The 18148-nt window shown below is 64.1% G+C and carries 16 protein-coding genes; 6 read left to right on the forward strand and 10 right to left on the reverse strand.

Translation table 11 applies throughout. The features are described from left to right. Positions 1-294: 294 nt before the first annotated feature. Positions 295-3165 carry an ATP-binding protein gene (locus BW994_RS09250; RefSeq protein ID WP_139334056.1) on the forward strand — a complete coding sequence of 957 codons (2871 nt, stop codon included), beginning with the start codon at positions 295-297 and terminating at the stop codon, positions 3163-3165. 2 nt (positions 3166-3167) lie between these two features. On the opposite strand, the gene BW994_RS09255 is transcribed toward BW994_RS09250, so the two are convergent. From BW994_RS09255 to BW994_RS19630, 5 genes are all read right to left on the reverse strand, one after another. After that, a complete protein-coding gene (locus BW994_RS09255; protein WP_029311360.1) occupies positions 3168-3692 on the reverse strand; it encodes a GNAT family N-acetyltransferase in 525 nt (174 codons plus the stop codon). A gap of 245 nt (positions 3693-3937) precedes the next feature. Then, positions 3938-5617, reverse strand: a complete 1680-nt coding sequence (ettA, locus tag BW994_RS09260) for an energy-dependent translational throttle protein EttA (RefSeq protein ID WP_029311359.1) — start codon at positions 5615-5617, stop codon at positions 3938-3940. Positions 5618-5754: 137 nt separating this feature from the next. Then, positions 5755-5952 (reverse strand): heavy-metal-associated domain-containing protein, encoded by a 198-nt coding sequence (locus BW994_RS09265; RefSeq protein ID WP_029311358.1) that lies wholly within the window; start codon positions 5950-5952, stop codon positions 5755-5757. A gap of 65 nt (positions 5953-6017) precedes the next feature. Continuing rightward, entirely contained in the window at positions 6018-6446 is a 429-nt protein-coding gene (locus BW994_RS09270; RefSeq protein WP_029311357.1) for a dihydroneopterin aldolase, read from the reverse strand. Beyond that, positions 6446-6682: a hypothetical protein gene (locus tag BW994_RS19630; RefSeq protein ID WP_029311356.1), complete on the reverse strand. Its 237-nt coding sequence runs from the start codon at positions 6680-6682 to the stop codon at positions 6446-6448. The genes BW994_RS09270 and BW994_RS19630 overlap by 1 nt, the downstream gene beginning before the upstream one ends. Between BW994_RS19630 and BW994_RS09280 the strand changes: the two genes are divergently transcribed. Next, positions 6681-7112: a CHRD domain-containing protein gene (locus BW994_RS09280; RefSeq protein WP_029311355.1), complete on the forward strand. Its 432-nt coding sequence runs from the start codon at positions 6681-6683 to the stop codon at positions 7110-7112. The two genes, BW994_RS19630 and BW994_RS09280, sit on opposite strands and share 2 nt — an antisense overlap. A gap of 100 nt (positions 7113-7212) precedes the next feature. Here the strand turns inward: BW994_RS09280 and BW994_RS09285 are convergent, their stop codons facing one another. The 3 genes from BW994_RS09285 to BW994_RS09295 all read right to left on the reverse strand — a co-directional run bounded on the left by BW994_RS09285 (position 7213) and on the right by BW994_RS09295 (position 9284). Next, a complete protein-coding gene (locus BW994_RS09285; protein WP_029311354.1) occupies positions 7213-7500 on the reverse strand; it encodes a high-potential iron-sulfur protein in 288 nt (95 codons plus the stop codon). 169 nt (positions 7501-7669) lie between these two features. After that, positions 7670-8647 (reverse strand): quinone oxidoreductase family protein, encoded by a 978-nt coding sequence (locus tag BW994_RS09290; RefSeq protein ID WP_029311353.1) that lies wholly within the window; start codon positions 8645-8647, stop codon positions 7670-7672. A gap of 133 nt (positions 8648-8780) precedes the next feature. After that, entirely contained in the window at positions 8781-9284 is a 504-nt protein-coding gene (locus BW994_RS09295; protein ID WP_051657258.1) for a DUF2147 domain-containing protein, read from the reverse strand. Positions 9285-9559: 275 nt separating this feature from the next. On the opposite strand from BW994_RS09295, the gene BW994_RS09305 reads away from it, so the two are divergent. The 3 genes from BW994_RS09305 (at position 9560) to clpA (ending at position 13593) form a co-directional block, all read left to right on the forward strand. Continuing rightward, the gene (locus BW994_RS09305) at positions 9560-10582 is read left to right on the forward strand and encodes a lipid A deacylase LpxR family protein (RefSeq protein ID WP_051657256.1); all 1023 of its coding nucleotides are present in this window, start codon (positions 9560-9562) and stop codon (positions 10580-10582) included. Positions 10583-10715: 133 nt separating this feature from the next. Then, positions 10716-11045 (forward strand): ATP-dependent Clp protease adapter ClpS, encoded by a 330-nt coding sequence (clpS, locus tag BW994_RS09310; RefSeq protein ID WP_029311350.1) that lies wholly within the window; start codon positions 10716-10718, stop codon positions 11043-11045. A 220-nt stretch (positions 11046-11265) separates the two neighbouring features. Then, the gene (gene clpA, locus BW994_RS09315; RefSeq protein WP_029311349.1) at positions 11266-13593 is read left to right on the forward strand and encodes an ATP-dependent Clp protease ATP-binding subunit ClpA; all 2328 of its coding nucleotides are present in this window, start codon (positions 11266-11268) and stop codon (positions 13591-13593) included. Between the two features lie 51 nt (positions 13594-13644). Here clpA and BW994_RS09320 read toward each other — a convergent pair whose 3' ends face one another. Next, a complete protein-coding gene (locus BW994_RS09320; protein ID WP_162176788.1) occupies positions 13645-14679 on the reverse strand; it encodes a thioesterase domain-containing protein in 1035 nt (344 codons plus the stop codon). Between the two features lie 237 nt (positions 14680-14916). After that, complete coding sequence (gene rnd / locus BW994_RS09325) at positions 14917-16098, reverse strand: ribonuclease D (protein WP_029311347.1); 1182 nt, start codon at positions 16096-16098, stop codon at positions 14917-14919. Positions 16099-16181: 83 nt separating this feature from the next. Here rnd and aspS point away from each other — a divergent pair, with 83 nt between their 5' ends. Next, positions 16182-17960, forward strand: coding sequence for an aspartate--tRNA ligase (aspS, locus tag BW994_RS09330; protein WP_029311346.1), 1779 nt, complete (start codon positions 16182-16184; stop codon positions 17958-17960). Positions 17961-18148 lie beyond the last annotated feature (188 nt).

Below are 18148 nucleotides of genomic sequence, written 5' to 3' on the forward strand. Positions count from 1 at the left end.
GTAAAGGTTTGCGGCGGTTAATCGTTACATGCGTAATTTCTGATGTTGTAATTTCAGCTCAATTTTATCTACAGCTTGTCAATTGTATTGGACAGCTTGATTACGGCTTGTATTGTCGTTGTTGGTAACCTGATTTTAGCGCTTGCGTTGGTATCGTCGAAGCGCTGCCCGCGGGCGCCGATGCGGCTTGCGAGACCTCTACACACATGTCTGGCTTTCTGATACTAACATTCATGTAACGAGATTATAGCCATTAATGGGTCTGTGGTCTCGCTGGGCTCAGGAGAGGTATTTTTGTCCGCAGTGATCCCGTTTCCGCGCCATCAGCCCGGTAAAGCCAAGGATACTGTGTGCTTCCTGATCGCTGACCTGGAAGCGGCAACTGCCACCGAGGCGCCCGCGCGCGGAAGTGTGCCGCAGCCCTTGTTGGCGGGGTATAAATCGCTGATCGGGCGCATTGTCGGCGAATGCGGTGGCCGTGTGTTCAAATCGGGCGCCACGCGCTCGCACGCGGCGTTTGCCAGCGTCGGCCCTGCCGTTGCGGCGGCGCTCGAACTACAACGCGCCTTTATCGCGCGCGGGCCGGACGATGGTGTGGCGGTGCGCGCGGGGATTCATGCGGGGCTCGCGGAATTGGTCGGGGACGAGTATGGCGGTGCGGCGCTCAACCGCGCCGCCCGGCTGGCGACGATTGCGCATGGCGATCAGGTGCTGATTTCGGCCGAGGCGGCGCGGATGGTGGATGCCGCCGAACTGCCGGACTTCGCGACGATCGACCGGCTCGGCTGGTTCCGGCTGCGGGACCTGCTTGAGCCGGAGGCGGTTCATCAACTGACTCACCCTGACCTGCGCGCTGATTTCCCACCGTTGCGCTCGCTTGATAGCGGCCCACACAATCTGCCGCTGCTGAGCAATTTCTGCATCGGCCGGAATCAGGAACTCGCGGTGCTCGGCGAATTGCTCGATCATCATCGCCACCGGCTGATCAGCATCGTTGGTCCGGGCGGGATCGGTAAAACGCGGCTGGCGCTGCAATGCGGGGCGGAAAACCTGGCCTGGTTTCCCGATGGGGTGTGGTTCGTCGATGTCGGGGTTTTATCCGAGGCGGGACAGGTGGCCGAAGCGGTGTGCACGCTGCTCGGCTTCAAATTCGGCGGGGATCGCACCGCGGCGGAGCTGCTGCCCTCGCTGCTGCGCCACAAGCGGCTGATGATCGTATTCGACAATTGCGCGCATCTTGCGGGGCAGGTGGGCATTCTGGCCACCGAACTGCTGCGCGGCTGCCGGGATGTTACCGTGCTGGCCACCAGCCGGACCCCGATTGGGGTCGAGGGCGAATATTGCATGGCACTCGGCGGCCACGGGCTGCCGGGTGAAGGCGGGCACCTGACGCTCGCCACAGCGATGGCTGCCCCGGCGATTCGACTGTTCGTTGCCCGCGCCCGTCAGGCGGTCGCGGATTTCAAGCTCACCGAAGCCAATTTGCCGATCGTCGCGGCGGTCTGCGGCCGTCTTGATGGCTCTGCGCTCGCGATTGAACTGGCCGCGGCACGGCTGCGCCAGTTGTCGCCTGCCGAACTGCTGCGCAGCCTGTCGAAAGGCACCGGGTCGCCGCTCGATGCGCCTGACCCCGGCTTCAACGGCGATCATGCGCTCGACCGCGTGATCGAAGCCAGTTACGAAATTCTGGATGCGGACCAGCGGGTCGCGTTCGCCCGGCTCGCGGTGTTCGGCGGCAGTTTCACGCTCGATGCCGCACGCGAGACCATCGGCATGAGTCCGCTGCGCCCGTCGATGGTGCCGGGCCTGGTGAGTGCCCTGATCGATCAGTCGATGCTGACCAGAGTGCCTGGCTGGTCCGATGAGACCCGCTACCGATTGGCCGATACGGTGCGGCGCCATGCCATCGAAAAGCTGCGCGGCGACGCGGCCCGGCACGACGTTATGGACCGTCTGTGCGCCTGGCTGATCCGCCACTATGGCGAGGGTGAGCGCATCTGGGCTGCCAGCCGCGCCGATGAATGGCTGGCGCGCTACCGGTGCGACATCGATAATCTGCGCACGGCGTTCGCCTGGGCGTTCAACACCTCCGCCGGGCTGCTGCCGCGCGACCCCGGCTCGATCACCGATACCGGCAACGGCAACACCGCCGCCGGGCTCATGCTGGTCAGCCTGACCAGCGAGTTGTGGCGCGATATGGGCATGACTGCCGAACAGCGCCACTGGCTGGATGTGGCACAGCCGCGCATTGGTGCCGCCACGCCGGATCGTGTCGCCGCACGCATCGGGCTTGATATCGCGTTTGCGAGCGGCGGCGGCGCGTTCGGTGACAAGCGCCGGGTCGGCGACGCGCTTGATGCGCTGGCGCGCTACAAGACCGTGGGCAATGCCGAGGATATCGCGCTGGCGGCATCGCGCATTGCCGTCTGTGTCATGAGCCCGGTGGATACCTCGGCCGCGCAACCCTATGTCGCGCTGATCGAGGCCGCCCTGCCAAACATGGGCCGCACCCGGCGCCGCGCGTGGTTGCTGAACGTGCTGGCCGCCATGACCCATTTCGCGGGTGACAGCCGGCGCGCGATCGCCCTGCTCGATGAAGCCTTGGCGATCAGCCGGCACTTTCGCGATCAGGTGAATATCCAGATCGCGGGGCTCAACCTTGGTGAATTCCTGTTCGCGCAGGGCGATGTCGGCCGCGCCGCCGAGGAAGCGACCGCCGTGGCGGCGAGTTGCCGCGAAACCGGCAATCTGCTCGATCTGGCATTCTCGCTTGGCAATCTCGCCGCGTACGCCATGGTGCTGAACGATACGCCGCGCGCCCGCGCCGCGTTGGCCGAAGCCCTGCCGCTGGCGGCCGATATCAACATCGAATTCGTCCTGATGTCCTGCCTGCAGACGGCGGCCCTGCTCGCGGCACGCGAGGGTGCGCTGCACGACGCCTGCCGCCTTGCCGGCCATGCCGGGCATTTCTACGCGGTCAACGCCCTGGCGCGCGAGGCGACCGAAGCCGCCATTGACCATGCGCTGAGCGAAAGCCTCGATCAGGCGGAGGCCAGCGGTGCGCTGGCACACGCCGAGCGGGTGGCCCTGACGGAGCAGGGCGCCGGCGTAAAAACCCGGCACGCGATCGAACTCGCTACAAAAAATCGCGCTGGGCGGGCCTGAGGCTAGCGGCCGTCCCGCCGTATCACGCTCTGGTACAGCAGCATTGGTACATCGTCGCGCACGAAACCCTCGACCTCGACCATGCCGATGGCGCCCAGCACCGTGCGGCTCGCGAAATTATCGGCGCGCGCCACGGCGACGATCCGGGGCAGGCGCGCCTGGTCATGGCCGTAGCGCAAGGCGGCACCGCCGGCCTCACGCGCGAGGCCGGCGCCGCGCACCTCCGGCCACAGGGCGAACCGCAGCGCGATGCCGCGCCCATCCGGCCGCGCCGCCAGCCCGGTCATGCCGATGAAATTGCCGGTGTTCAGGCCGCGCACGGTCCAGATGCCGTAACCGTGCCTTCCCCATAAGCCGATGTCCTCGGCCAATTCTTCCGCCGCGCGCTCGCGGGTGCGCACGCCGCCCAACATCAGGGCGAAGGCGCGTGGGTCGGTTTTCAACGCGACGAGATCGGCGAGGTCGGCCCAGCTGACCGGGTCGAGCCGTAATCGCGCCGTGGTGACGCGCCAGGTGGGGTTGGTCATCGCGGGGCTCCGCCCCACACCCGGCCAGGGGCTCTGCCCCTGGACCCCGCTAAGGGCGGAGCCCTTAGAACCCGGAGTTTTAGGATTGGGGAGGGCGCGGCACGGCGTTGCGACGGCGAAGACGTAGCAGCGCCCTCCCCAATCCTAAAACTAATGGATTCCAAAGGCTCCGCCTTTGGTGGGGGTCCAGGGGGCAAAGCCCCCTGGTGGGGTTTGGGGCGAAGCCCCATCACTGACCGTCCCCATCAGCGCGTCAGCGGGCGATATTTGATCCGGTGCGGTTCGGTCGAGTCTGCACCTAGTCGGCGGCGTTTGTCTTCTTCGTAGGCCTGGAAGTTGCCTTGGAACCATTCGACGTGGCTATCGCCTTCGAAGGCGAGGATGTGGGTGGCGAGGCGATCGAGGAACCAGCGATCATGCGAGATGATGACGGCGCAGCCGGGGAATTCCATCAGCGCGTCTTCGAGGGCGCGCAGGGTGTCGACATCGAGATCGTTGGTCGGTTCGTCCAACAAGATGACGTTGTGTTCGCCTTTGAGCATTTTGGCGAGGTGGACGCGGTTGCGTTCGCCGCCCGAGAGGATGCCGACTTTCTTTTGCTGATCGGAGCCTTTGAAGTTGAAGGCACCGACATAGGCGCGTGATGGCACCGAGCGTTTGCCGAGCGTGATGACGTCGGTGCCGCCTGAGACTTCTTCCCAGACCGATTTATCGGGGTTGAGGCTGTCGCGTGACTGATCGACGTAGCCGAGCTTGACGGTGTCGCCCACTTTGAAGGTGCCGCCGTCGGGGTGTTCGACGCCGGTGATCATTTTGAACAGCGTGGTTTTGCCGGCACCGTTCGGCCCGATCACGCCGACGATGCCGCCTGGCGGCAGTTTGAACGAGAGACCGTCGATCAGGACGTGGTTGCCGAAGCCTTTGCGGAGGTCTTCCGCCTCGATCACGGTGCCGCCGAGGCGCGGGCCGGGTGGAATGATGATTTCCGCGACGCCGCCGACCTGTTCGTTCGATTTCGCGAGCATATCCTCGTAGCGGGTGATGCGGGCCTGGTTTTTGGCCTGACGGGCCTTGGGCGAGGCGCCGATCCACTCGCGCTCTTCCTTGAGGGCGCGCTGGCGGCCGGATTCTTCCTTTTCCTCCTGCGACAGGCGTTTTTGCTTCTGTTCGAGCCAGGAGGTGTAATTACCCTCGAACGGGTAGCCGCGGCCGCGCTCGAGTTCGAGAATCCAGTTGGTGACGTTTTCGAGGAAATACCGGTCATGGGTGACCACGATCACGGTGCCGGCGTAGTTGCGCAGGGTTTTTTCGAGCCAGGCGACCGATTCCGCATCGAGATGGTTGGTCGGTTCGTCGAGCAGCAGGAGGTCGGGTTTTTCGAGCAGGAGCCGGCAGAGGGCGACGCGCCGGCGCTCGCCGCCGGACAGGTTGGTGACGGGGCTTTCCGCGGGCGGGCAGCGCAGGGCATCGAGCGCGATGTCGATCCGCCGGTCGAGCTCCCAGCCGTCATCGGCGTCGATTTTTTCCTGCAACATGGCCTGTTCGGCGAGCAGATCGTTCATTTTGTCGTCGTCCATCGGCTCGGCGAATTCCTCGGAAATCGCGTTGAACCGGGCCAGTGCCGCGCGCAGATCGGCGAAGGCGAGGGCGACGTTGTCACCGACGGTGAGGTCCGGTTCGAGATGTGGCTCCTGCGACAGATAGCCGATGGTGGCGCCCTCGGCGGCCCAGGCCTCGCCGCCGAACTCCTTTTCGATGCCCGCCATGATTTTCAGCAGCGTCGATTTGCCGGCACCGTTGACGCCGAGAACGCCGATTTTCACGCCGGGCAGGAACGAGAGGGTGATGCCTTTGAACACCTCGCGCCCGCCGGGGAAGGCTTTGGTGAGGTCTTTCATGACGTAGACGTATTGGTATGCGGCCATTGGCTGATCCTGTCCGGTGCGATCGCTTGAACGTAGCGATGGGGTTGGCGCACGTATAGAAACAGCTTCGCCGCGGAGCAACCGACGGCGAGGCGCCGTCTAATACACGACGGTGCGTTGCCGTCAGGTCGGGCGGCTCAGGTGACGGTGTAGCCTTCCGCGACGATCGCGGCGGTGATGCCGGCCATGTCGGCCGAGGTTGCCTGCTCGATCCGCACGGTGCCGGTCGGCAGATCGACCGCAACCGGCGTTTGCGCAACGACGCTGTGCACCGCCTCGGTCACCGCGCGCACACAATGGCCGCAGGTCATGCCGCCGACGTGAAGTTCAACCATGATCGATCTCCTCTGGCCCGGTATCAGGCCGTGGATGTATTATGGTGATTGCCACCATGGGAAGGTCAAGGTGTGCGGCGGCGCTCGATTTCGACGCCGGCGGAGGCGGCATCGGGGAAGACATCGAGCTTCTCGACCATCACGCGGGCAGCGACGACGCGCGCATCCGCGAGGCAGATTTCGGCGAGCCGCTCGGCCAGGGTTTCGACCAGCTGGACATGGCCGGCCGCGACCGTGGCGCGGGTTGCGATCACGATCTGCTCGTAATCGACCACGCGCGCCAGATCATCCCGCCCGACGCCGGGGCGCGACAAGTGACGCGCGCCGGGGAGAGCGGCTTGATCCTCGATCGCCAGATCGAGATTGATCCTGATCCGCTGGGTCCGCCCATGCTCATGTGCGTAGACCCCGATCGCGGCATCGAGCACCAGATCGCGGATGAACATGCGGCGGATGCCCTTGATTGCATCGGCACTGAAAGAACTGTCCTGCATCAGCCGCCTCTGCGCCGCAAACCGGCAGGACGCAAGCGCATGATTGTTGCAAATGCTTGAACGGCGGCGACATGGCGGGGCAGATGGTTCCGGTGGTTTGCCGCCAAGATGAGCGCTGCCTTACCGAGGCGCTGGTCCGCGTTCGTTGCCGGTGCTGCGATGCCTTCTTGCGGACACATCTGCCACCCCATATGCGCATTGCGGCGCCGTGCCGTTTTTAACAGGAGATCGACCATGCGCCTATCCGCCACACGCATCATGCCGTTGACGGCTGCTGCCGTCATCGCCTTCTCGGGCGTTGCCCTGGCCAAAGTGACCTATCTGCACGCGACCCTCGCACCCGGCGCCGCCGTCACCGGTTCGATGGGCAAGGGCAAGATGACGGGCCACTATAATTCGAACACCCACATGCTGTATTGGCATGTCGTCTACAGCCATCTGACCAGCAAAGTGACGATGTCGCATTTTCATGGCCCTGCGAAACCGGGTGAGAACGCACCGGTGCTGGTGCCGATCAGCGGTCCGCATGCCAGCCCGATCACCGGGCACGCGAAGATCACGGCCGATCAGGCGAAGGTTCTGCTCGATGGCATGGCGTATGTGAACGTCCACACCGTGAAGTTTCCGGCCGGCGAGATTCGCGGCCAGGTCGAGACCGGCAAGTAATCTGCGGTTTCGTTGATCCGACAGCAAAACGCCCGGTCCTGCTGGACCGGGCGTTCTTGTCAGGAGCGTGCTGGACGCTCCGATCAGAGCTGAAACCCGTTCAGGATTTCGGGCTCCACAGCGTGCACCAGCCGGCCGGCGCGATCGAACCGGCGACGGCCTTGCACTTGCCGTTCGCGGTCGCCGAGGCGCCGGGGATGTACAGCGCGCAACCATCGCACTGATGGCCATCCTTGGGCTTGTCCTGATATTGCACGGCGGATTGCGCCATGCCGGCGGCCTTGGCGGACTGGGTCGCGACGACGCCGGCGGCGGCGATCGCGGCGGACAGACCAGCGGCCTTTTTGAGCAGCGCGCGGCGGCCATTGAAATTCGCATTCTCAGTCATCGGTGGCTCCTTTTGTCGGGCGTTCTATGAGTGATCTGGCAGACAAGACAGTAGTTTAGGGCGAGACGGCGGAACAGCAAGCGTATTTCGCAACGCCAGCCTCACCTTGCACGATATGATCCGCGAAACATGGCTGCATCGTGGCGTACACGCTTATGTGATTGAGGGCTCACGGGATCAGGACCGTGCTGCCGGTGGTGCGCCGTGCCTCCAGCGCTTCCTGTGCGGCGGCGGCTTCGGCCAAAGGAAACGTCTGGTTGACGCGGATTTTCACGGCACCGCTCGCCACCACATCGAACAGATCATTGGCGACCGCGACCAGATCTTCGCGCCTGGCCGTGTAGGTCGCAAGCGTCGGGCGGGTCAGGAACAGGCTGCCTTTGGCGGCGAGCATGCTCAGATCGATCGGCGGCACCGGGCCGGAGGCGTTGCCGTAGCTGACCATCAGCCCCAGCGGTGCGAGGGAATCGAGGCTCGGCGCGAACGTGTCCTTGCCGACCGAATCATAGACGACCGGCACCATCGCGCCATCGGTCAGGCGCTTGACCTCGGCCGCCAGATTGGCGTGGCCGATCACCACATGATCGGCGCCGTGGGCGCGGGCGATTTCGGCCTTTTCCTCGGTGGAGACCACGCCGATCACGATGGCGCCGATCTGCTTGGCCCATTGGCACAGGATCAGCCCGACGCCGCCGGCTGCCGCGTGGACCAGGATGGTCTCGCCGGGCTGCACCCGATGGGTCCGGCGGATCAGATATTGGGCGGTCATGCCCTGGAGCATCATGGCGGCGCCGGTTGCGAAATCGATGCTGTCCGGCAATTTCACCAGGCGGTCCGCCGCGATCACGCGTTCGGTCGCGTAGGCGCCGATCGGGCCGCCCGCGTAGGCCACGCGGTCACCGATTGAAACCTCGGTCACGCCGGCGCCGATTGCGCGGACCACGCCGGCCCCCTCCATGCCGAGCGTCGCGGGCAGGTGCGGGATTTTGTAGAGGCCGATACGGAAATAGATGTCGATATAGTTGAGCCCGATCGCCTCGTGATGGATCAGCGCCTCGCCCGGACCGGGCTCGGGCGTGGGAACATCGTCCCACCGCAGAACCTCAGGCCCGCCATGGGCGTGGATGCGAATGGCCTTGGTGCTCAAAACGGTTCTCTCCCCAGGGTGCCGACCCCCTGAGGGTGCGAGGCCCTGCCGCCCCTGTCAAGATGACGAGACAGACCACGCCGGAAAACGATGCTGGCGCGGCCCCAATGCCTGGGTTGACTGTAATCCGCGCTCAGTCGTTGCGCTGGGTCTGGCCCTGGTTGGACTGGGCCATCTGCGCCTGGTTGATGCGGCAGGAGTGGGGCACCTGGCCCTGGTAGCGCATCCAATGCTGGGTCTGGCCGAAGATCGGCAGGCCGATGTAGCCGCGCAGCGCGAGTTCGCCGGCGTTGGTGACGTGGAATTCGGCGTGATATTCGCTGCCGTTGCGCGGATCGACGATGCCGCCGTGCCACGCGCTGCCGTGTTCGGCGGAGGGGCGGATCAGCTCGAAGCCGCATTGCGGCTGGCCCTGGTAGTCGGACGGGATGGCCGCGCCGTGGTTGAGCATCAGGCCGACGATATGGCCGCACAGGCCGGGTTGATCGGCGCAGGGGGCAATCTGAACGACGGCACCGCCGCGCCCGGTCAGCCAGTCACCCACGGGCGAGGGGGTCTGCGCCGCGCTTGCGAAACCGCCCAGCGCGACCCAGAGTGCGCCGAGGATGATGGTGGATGTCAGTGCAAAGCGTCTCATGGCAATATTCCAAAACTTCCTGAAGCGAGTGAAACGGTGAGCGTTTGGTTACGCTCAATTAACTTCGCTCTCGAACTATAACTTACGCTACGATCCGTACTTTGAAACGGATGTATTCCTCATAGGTTCCATGCGAAAAGCGCGCGGATTTCGATGTCGGTGTGGCGGAATCCGCACAGCCATCTTGCTTCGCGGCCACGGCGCGCCATACATTCAGGCTGCGAACCACCAATATCGGGCGTCTGCCGTCCGACATGACATTCAGGACGACCCGCATGACCAAGTCACTGGCTCTGATCGCCCTTTGCGCCGCTCCGCTGCTCGGGATCGCGCAGGGTCAGGCGCAATCGACGACAACCACGGCAGCTGCGGGAGCGGGTTTTCCATCCGGCACCTGGACGATCCAGGATGAAAACGCATCGATCAGTACGCAGAGCCTGACGGACCGGTATTACGTCAATGGGTTGCACATCGGCTGGACCTCGCATGAGGGGGCGCTGCCGGATGCGGTGGCCAATTTCGGGCATGATCTGCTGGGGGCCGGTGATCAGCGGATCAGCATCAGCCTGACCCAGAAAATTTTCACCCCCGCCGCGACCCAGGCGATCAATCCGCCGGTGAACGACGAGCCGTATGCGGGGTCGCTGCTCGGCACGGTTGAACTGATCCAGGATACGCACAATTCCCGCACCGTGCTGGGGTTCGATGCCGGGGTGGTCGGGCGTGATGCCGGCGCCGAGATTGTGCAGAACGGGTTTCATGCGATCATCGGCCAGAGCGGCACGCATGGTTGGGCGTATCAATTGCCGTCGGAACCCGCGTTCGATGTGCTGGCCTCGCGCACCTGGCGCGTCGGGGTCGCGCAGTTCGGCAACGGGCTGGAGGTGGATGCGCTGCCGCAGCTGTCCGGCATGGTTGGCACGACCGAGGCGTATCTGGAGCCGGCGGTGTCTTTTCGGATCGGCGAGGGGCTGAACTCCGATTTCGGCGCGCCGCTGCTGCGCCCGGGGCCTTCGGGGTCGGATGCGTATCGCCAGACGCGGCCGTTCGTGTGGTATGTGTTCGGCGGGGTGGCGGGCAAGCTGGTCGGGCATGATGAATTTCTGTCGGGTGCGGATTTCCAGTCGAGCCGTGCGGTCAACCCAACCCATGCGGTCGGTCAGCTCGATGCCGGGGTCGCGATCATCTGGCACGGGGTGCGGTTGAGCTATACCCAGGTGTTCCAGACCCGGCGCTATGTCGGGCAGATCGGTGGCATTCATGAATACGGTTCGCTCGCGGTATCGGCGAAGTTCTGACGCCCGATGGCGGCGCTGGGGCGGCATGCTCACGGACAATCGTGCAGACAATCGCGCCCGTGATGCAAATTTTGCTTTCCCATCCGGGCGACCTGTGGATATGCTGCATCGGATAAGAATTGAGATTAGGTTGATGTCTGGCTCTGATCGTCGTGGCACTGGCAATGGATTGGGCACCGGGGTGGCAACCCGGACGCGCACCAAGACTCGCAAACCGGCCCTCTACAAGGTGCTGATGCTGAACGACGACTACACGCCGATGGAGTTCGTGATTCACGTGCTCGAGCGGTTTTTTTCGAAAAGCCGCGAGGAGGCCACCCGCATCATGCTGCATGTGCACCGCCGCGGCGTTGGGGTGTGCGGCGTGTTCACCTACGAAATCGCCGAGACCAAGGTGACTCAGGTGATGGATCTGGCGCGCCAGAGCCAACATCCGCTGCAATGTACGATTGAGAAAGAATAGGACGATGAATCATCGTCCTGCGGCCGATAAATTTGCAGGGGTGATCTCCTTTGGTCATCATTGCGAAAGGTTTGTGCGGTATCATGTCATGATAGTGTTATACAGACACCGTACGTGCCGAGCCTACGCATGACGACCGATTTCGCGGCTGAGCCGTATCGGGCTTGACCAGGGTGGCATGGGCCGCCCGCCGGAAGCCCGGCTAGGAGTGGATTTTAATATGCTGTCTCGCAATCTTGAACAAACCCTGCACCGCTCCCTGGCGTTTGCCGCCGAGCGTCGCCACGAATACGCCACCCTCGAACATCTCCTGCTCGGGCTGATCGATGATGCCGATGCGCTCACCGTGTTGCGCGCCTGCGGCGTCGATATCGAACGGCTGCGCCGCGAGAGCACCGAATTTCTCGACAAGGATCTGGCCGGCCTCGCGACCGATCGGGCGGGTGACCCGAAACCGACCGCCGGGTTCCAGCGCGTTGTGCAGCGCGCCGCCATCCATGTGCAATCGTCCGGCCGCGATGAGGTGACCGGGGCGAACGTGCTGGTCGCGCTGTTCTCCGAGCGGGAGAGCCATGCCGTGTATTTCCTGCAGGCGCAGGACATGACGCGGTTGGACGCGGTGAATTTCATCAGCCACGGCATCGCCAAATCGCCCGGCCGTTCGGTGCCGCGCACGCCGACCGGCAGCGCCGAGAACACCGAGGCGGAGGCCGAGCAGAAGCCCAAGCGCGGCCAGGACGCGCTGGCGAATTACTGCGTCAATCTGAACAAGAAGGCGCAGGCCGGCAAAATCGATCCGCTGATCGGCCGCGAGATGGAAATCGAGCGCACGATCCAGATTTTGTGCCGCCGATCGAAAAACAACCCGCTGTTCGTGGGGGACCCCGGCGTCGGCAAGACCGCGATCGCGGAGGGCCTCGCCAAGCGCATCGTCGATGGCGATGTGCCGGAAGTGCTTGCGAAATCGACCATCTATTCGCTCGACATGGGCGCTTTGCTCGCCGGCACGCGCTACCGCGGCGATTTCGAGGAGCGGTTGAAGGCGGTGGTTTCCGAGCTCGAGGCTCTGCCCGGTGCGGTGCTGTTCATCGATGAAATCCACACCGTGATCGGCGCCGGCGCGACCTCGGGCGGGGCGATGGATGCCTCGAACCTGCTCAAACCGGCCCTGTCCTCCGGCGCGCTGCGCTGCATCGGCTCGACCACCTACAAGGAGTTCCGGACCTATTTCGAAAAGGACCGGGCGCTGGTGCGGCGGTTCCAGAAGATCGACGTCAATGAACCCTCGATCGACGATGCGGTGAAGATCCTGCGCGGGCTCAAGGGCGTGTATGAAAAACACCACAAGGTGCGTTACACGGACGATGCGATCCGCGCCTCGGTCGAGCTTTCGGCCAAGTACATCCACGACCGCAAGCTGCCGGACAAGGCGATCGACGTGATCGACGAGGTCGGCGCCTCGCGGATGCTGCTGCCGGAAAACAAGCGCCGCAAGACCGTCACTTTGCGCGATGTCGAGGAAATCGTCGCCAAGATCGCGCGGATTCCCCCCAAATCGGTCTCGGCCGACGACAAGGAGACGCTGCGCACGCTGGAACGCGACCTGAAATCGATGGTGTTCGGGCAGGATGCCGCCATTTCGGCACTCTCCGCCGCGATCAAACTGGCGCGTGCCGGGCTGCGCGATGCGGAAAAGCCGATCGGCTGCTATCTGTTCTCCGGCCCGACCGGCGTTGGTAAAACCGAAGTCGCCCGGCAGTTGGCCAGCACGCTGGGGATCGAGCTCACGCGGTTCGACATGTCGGAATACATGGAACGCCACTCCATCTCGCGCCTGATCGGCGCCCCGCCGGGCTATGTCGGGTTCGATCAGGGCGGCATGTTGACCGATGCGATCGATCAGCACCCGCATTGCGTGCTGCTGCTCGATGAAATCGAAAAGGCCCATCCGGACCTGTTCAACATCCTGCTGCAGGTGATGGACCACGGCAAGCTGACCGACCACAACGGCAAGAACGTCGATTTCCGCAACGTTATTCTGATCATGACCACCAACGCCGGTGCGGCCGATATGGCCAAGGCCGCGATCGGCTTCGGCCGGGAGGTGCGCGTGGGCGAGGATGAGGAAGCGATCAAGCGCATGTTCACGCCGGAGTTCCGCAACCGTCTCGACGCGATCATCCCGTTCGCCGGCCTCACACCGGAAATCGTGGCGCAGGTTGTCGAAAAATTCGTCATGCAGCTCGAGGCCCAGTTGGCCGACCGCAACGTGACGATCGAGCTCTCCTCGGCCGCCAAGGAGTTCCTGGCCGAGCGCGGCTACGACCCGCTCTATGGCGCGCGGCCGCTTGCCCGCGTCATTCAGGAGCTGATCAAGAAGCCGCTGGCCGAAGAGCTGCTGTTCGGCAAGCTGGTGACCGGTGGTGCGGTGAAGGTCAGCTTCCGCGATGGCGCCCTCGCGTTCGATATCGCCGAAGCGCCCAAGCCGGCGCTGCCGAAACCCGAAGGCGATCAGGAAGAACAGGCGCCGCCGCAGGAAGTGCAGTAATCCAAAACCGGGCCGGAACGACAGTAGTGTCGTTCCGGCCCGTGGCTGCCGCTACTGCAACCGGTCCGATATCTGACGCGCGAGCACCTGCACGCAGGGTTTGCGCAGCATGGTGATGTGTGAGCCGGGCACCGGCACGATTTCGACCGAACGCGCCAATCGTCGCCAGATCCGCACCGGATCGCAGCCGTGCTGGTCGCCATGTTGCGACTTGAACAGGACCACCGCCAGATCGGTCGGTGCCGGATTGTGGCTTTCATACGCGATGATCGAGGCATCGCGTACACGCTGCAAATTCGGCTCCAGCCCGCTGACGTAATAGGCCGATTGCGTGAAACTCGCTGCCCCAGCGGCCGGGTTCAGCCGCCGGCCGAAGTGCCGGCCCAGCGCCGCCGCCCGGCTGATGAGGTGCCGCAGGGCGGCCGGCGGCGTCATCTCGCGCATCTCGCCCAGGCGCCGCGCGCCGCGCCGGCACACCACCCGCAGCCATTCCGAGCGCGGCCAGTATTTTTCGTAACTCGCGCTGTCGATCAGCCCGACCAGGCCGATCGGCGAGGCCGAATCGCCCAGAATCCGCGCCACTTCGACACAGACCAGCCCGCCGAACGAATAGCCGATCAGATTGATCGCGCCCGGACCCGTGTGCCGCGCCCGGATCGCATCGGCGTAAAGGCGTGCCATCGCCGGAATCGATGTCAGCGGTGCCGCTTCGCCATCCAGCCCCGGCAATTGCAAGGCCCAGATCTGGCCCGGAAATTCGATGTTCGCTGCCAGTTCGCACAATTCCAGCACCAGCCCGGTGCCGGCGGCCACCACGTACAGCGCCGCGTCGTCCCGACCGTCACGCAGCAGAACCAACGGCGAGGCCGGCGGAAACGCACCGCGCGCGATCGCGGCCGACAGCGCCTTGATGGTGCCCAGCCGCATCAGCGCCGTAGGCGGTATCCGCATACCGAGTTCGGCCTCCACCGCATCGATGAACCGCGTCATGCGCCCGATGCCGACCGAGATGTGCAGCACATGAGCGGCCACATCCTGGCCTTTCCGACCGAATTCACGCCGCCACAGGGGGACAAGAACGGCCATAACATCGTCGATGACGCGCGTGTCAAACTCGTCGGCACGTCCAATGACCGCGCCAGGCTCCAACGGCGGAGACCCATCCATGCTCAAATTCGCTTTCAGTGATAACCCTGTAACGCTATGCAACATGAATAGCAGTTAACGTGATCGTGACCAAGACAAAAATTGGAGTTTTCTATAAAAGATCAAAATATAGAATATAGACGAAAAACTGATGCTTTCTAAATCCGGTGTGCGGTCTTACCCCACCAACTCAACCACCTCGACCCGGCGCCCCTTCGCCGCCAGGGCGATTTTGCCCGCCTTCAGACGTAGCGCATCCGTGCCGAACACGTCCGCCCGCCAGCCGGACAGGCAGGGCAGATCGGGCGCATCCTCGCCGGCCAACGCATCGATATCATCGCCTGACGCGATCAGCCGTGCCGCGACGTGATTGGCGTTGGCGCGCTCGGCGAGCAGCACTTTCAGCAAGGCGACCAGCGCGGGCGATGGCTTGATCATGTCGTTGGCGCGCGGCAGGTGCGGCAGGTCGCGCTCCGGCAGCGCCTTGGCCGCAGCGATCACGCTGAGCAACGCGGTGCCCGATTTACCCTCGGCGAAGCCGCGGGTGATGCCGCGCACCCGCGTCAGCCCCTCGGCATCGCCGGGGGCGAGGGCCGCGAGTTCAGGGATCTGTTCGTCCTTGATGACGCGCTGGCGCGGAATGTTGATCCGCATCGCCTCACGCTCGCGCCACGCCGCGATCGCCTGCACGAGCGCGAGTTGCCGGCGGTTGGCACCGCGCAGCTTCAGCCGCCGCCACGCGTCCGCCGGGTCGGTGCGGTAGGTGCCGGGCTCGTTCAGAATAGCGGCTTCCTCGGCCACCCAATCGAGCCGGCCCTCGCGCACCAGCCGATCGCGCAACGCCTCGTACACCAGGCGCAGCCAGGTTACGTCGGCCGCGGCATAGGTGACCTGCGCGGGTGAAAGCGACCTTGCCTGCCAGTCGGAAAACCGGTGCGCCTTGTCGATGCTGCCGCCCGCCAGGGAGGACACCAGCGTGTCATACCCCACCTGATCGCCGAACCCCGCGACCATCGCGGCTACCTGGGTGTCGAAAATCGGGGTCGGCACGACACCGAATTTCAGCAGGAAAATCTCGATATCCTGCCGGCAGGCGTGAAACACCTTGACCACACCTTGGTTCGCGAACAACGCGCCGAGCGGTGCCAGATCGAGGTTGGGGGCCTGCGCGTCGATCACCGCGACATCGCTGACACCGCCAAGCTGGATCACGCATAATTCGGGGTAATAGGTCCGCTCACGCATGAACTCGGTATCGACCGTCACATACGGCTCAGCGGCCAGGCGTTCGCACAGGGCGGCCAGGGCTTCGCTGGTGGTGATCAGGACGGGTTCGGCGAATTTAACGTGCGGCTTCATTATAACGGAGTGCCACGCCCTGTCTTGACAGGAAAGACCCACGACGTCCATTTGCCCCTGATTTCATTCAGGACTGGTCCCCGATGCACGAATATCGCACCCATACCTGCGGCGCCCTGCGCGCGGCCGATGCCGGCAGCACCGCCCGCCTCTCCGGCTGGGTCAACGTCAAGCGCGACCACGGCGGGCTGCTGTTCATCGATCTGCGCGATCATTTCGGCATCACCCAATGCGTGATCCCGAACGGCTCCGCCGTGTTCGATCTGGCGGAAGCCACCCGCGTCGAAAGCGTGATCACAGTGACCGGCACGGTGGTCGCGCGCGACGCCGCCACCGTCAATCCGCGGCTGCCGACCGGTGAAATCGAACTGCGGGTCGAGGATTTCGTGCTTCAATCCGCCGCCGATGTGCTGCCGATCCAGGTGGCGGGCGATGCCCAGTTTCCCGAAGACCTGCGCCTGCGCTATCGGTTCCTCGATCTGCGGCGCGAGAAACTGCACCGCAACATCATGCTGCGCGCCAATGTGGTGACCTGGCTACGCCGGGAAATGACCGCGCGCGGCTTTACCGAATTCACCACCCCCATTCTCACCGCGTCATCACCCGAAGGGGCGCGCGACTTTCTGGTGCCCTCGCGCCTGCACCCTGGCCAGTTCTACGCCCTGCCCCAGGCACCCCAGCAGTTCAAGCAATTGCTGATGGTCGCCGGGTTCGACCGCTATTTCCAGATCGCGCCCTGCTTTCGCGATGAAGCCAGCCGCGCCGATCGCGCCCCGGGCGAATTCTACCAGCTCGATTTCGAAATGAGCTTCGTCGATCAGGAAGAAGTGTTCGCCACGATCGAACCCGTGCTCGGCGGGCTGTTCAAGGAATTCAGCGGCGGCAAAACCGTCAGCGACTGGCCGTTTCCGCGCATCGCCTACGACGACGCGCTGCTGACCTACGGCTCGGACAAGCCCGATCTGCGCAACCCGCTGAAAATCGCGGACGTAACCGATGCCTTCCGGGATTCCGGCTTCGGCCTGTTCGCCAAAATCGTCGCGGGCGGCGGCGTGGTCCGCGCCATCCCCGCACCCGGCGCCGGAGGCAACCCGCGCAGCTTTTTCGATAAACTCAACGATTGGGCCCGCACCGAAGGCGCCGGCGGCCTCGGCTACATCATTTTCGAGGCGGACGGCGCCAAAGGCCCGATCGCGAAAAACCTTGAACCGGCGCGCGCCGAAGCCATCCGCACCGCCGTGGGCGCACAACCGGGCGATGCCGTGTTCTTCGCCGCAGGCCCGCGCGATACCGCCGCTAAATTTGCCGGCAGCGTGCGTACCAAACTCGGTAACGACCTCGGCCTGATCAGCAACGATAGCTTCAAATTCTGCTGGATCGTCGATTTCCCGATGTTTGAAATGGACGAAGACACCAAACAAATCGCCTTCAGCCATAACCCGTTCTCGATGCCCCAAGGCGGACTCGAAGCCCTCAATACCCGCGACCCGCTGACCATCAAGGCATTCCAGTACGATATCGTGGTCAACGGCGTCGAACTCTGCTCCGGCGCCATCCGTAACCATAAACCCGAAATCATGCTGCGCGCGTTCGAAATCGCCGGCTACGGACCCGAAATCGTCGAAGCCCAGTTCGGCGGCATGCTCAACGCCTTCCGCTACGGCGCCCCACCCCACGGCGGCGCCGCACCAGGCATCGATCGCATGGTCATGCTGCTCGCCGATGAACCCAACCTGCGCGAAGTCATCACCTTCCCCCTCAACCAACAAGGCCAAGACCTCATGATGGGCGCACCCGCCCCCGTCGATGCCACCCGCCTCCGCGAACTGTCCCTGGCACTGGCCCCACGTAAGCCGAACTGATGCCGGGGGTGGTGAGGGTGAGGTAGAAGGAAGCAAGGCCAGGGGCTCTGCCCCTGGACCCCGTTAAAGGCGGAGCCTTTAAAATCCATTAGTTTTAGGCAAGGGGAGGGCGACACAGGCCAGATCAACGGAACCACCGAGGCAGCGCCCTCCCCTTGCCTAAAACTAGCGGGTTCTAAGGGCTAAGC

The sequence above is a fragment of the Acidiphilium rubrum genome (assembly GCF_900156265.1).
Taxonomy (GTDB): Bacteria; Pseudomonadota; Alphaproteobacteria; order Acetobacterales; family Acetobacteraceae; genus Acidiphilium; species Acidiphilium rubrum.

Coding starts and splice junctions, on each gene's coding strand:
- BW994_RS09255 (WP_029311360.1), bottom strand. CDS start 3,692: ATGACCAACCCCACCTGGCGCGTCACCACGGCGCGATTACGGCTCGAC.
- ettA (WP_029311359.1), bottom strand. CDS start 5,617: ATGGCCGCATACCAATACGTCTACGTCATGAAAGACCTCACCAAAGCC.
- BW994_RS09265 (WP_029311358.1), bottom strand. CDS start 5,952: ATGGTTGAACTTCACGTCGGCGGCATGACCTGCGGCCATTGTGTGCGC.
- BW994_RS09270 (WP_029311357.1), bottom strand. CDS start 6,446: ATGCAGGACAGTTCTTTCAGTGCCGATGCAATCAAGGGCATCCGCCGC.
- BW994_RS09280 (WP_029311355.1), top strand. CDS start 6,681: ATGCGCCTATCCGCCACACGCATCATGCCGTTGACGGCTGCTGCCGTC.
- BW994_RS19630 (WP_029311356.1), bottom strand. CDS start 6,682: ATGGTCGATCTCCTGTTAAAAACGGCACGGCGCCGCAATGCGCATATG.
- BW994_RS09285 (WP_029311354.1), bottom strand. CDS start 7,500: ATGACTGAGAATGCGAATTTCAATGGCCGCCGCGCGCTGCTCAAAAAG.
- BW994_RS09295 (WP_051657258.1), bottom strand. CDS start 9,284: ATGAGACGCTTTGCACTGACATCCACCATCATCCTCGGCGCACTCTGG.
- BW994_RS09305 (WP_051657256.1), top strand. CDS start 9,560: ATGACCAAGTCACTGGCTCTGATCGCCCTTTGCGCCGCTCCGCTGCTC.
- clpS (WP_029311350.1), top strand. CDS start 10,716: ATGTCTGGCTCTGATCGTCGTGGCACTGGCAATGGATTGGGCACCGGG.
- clpA (WP_029311349.1), top strand. CDS start 11,266: ATGCTGTCTCGCAATCTTGAACAAACCCTGCACCGCTCCCTGGCGTTT.
- BW994_RS09320 (WP_162176788.1), bottom strand. CDS start 14,679: ATGGCCGTTCTTGTCCCCCTGTGGCGGCGTGAATTCGGTCGGAAAGGC.
- rnd (WP_029311347.1), bottom strand. CDS start 16,098: ATGAAGCCGCACGTTAAATTCGCCGAACCCGTCCTGATCACCACCAGC.
- aspS (WP_029311346.1), top strand. CDS start 16,182: ATGCACGAATATCGCACCCATACCTGCGGCGCCCTGCGCGCGGCCGAT.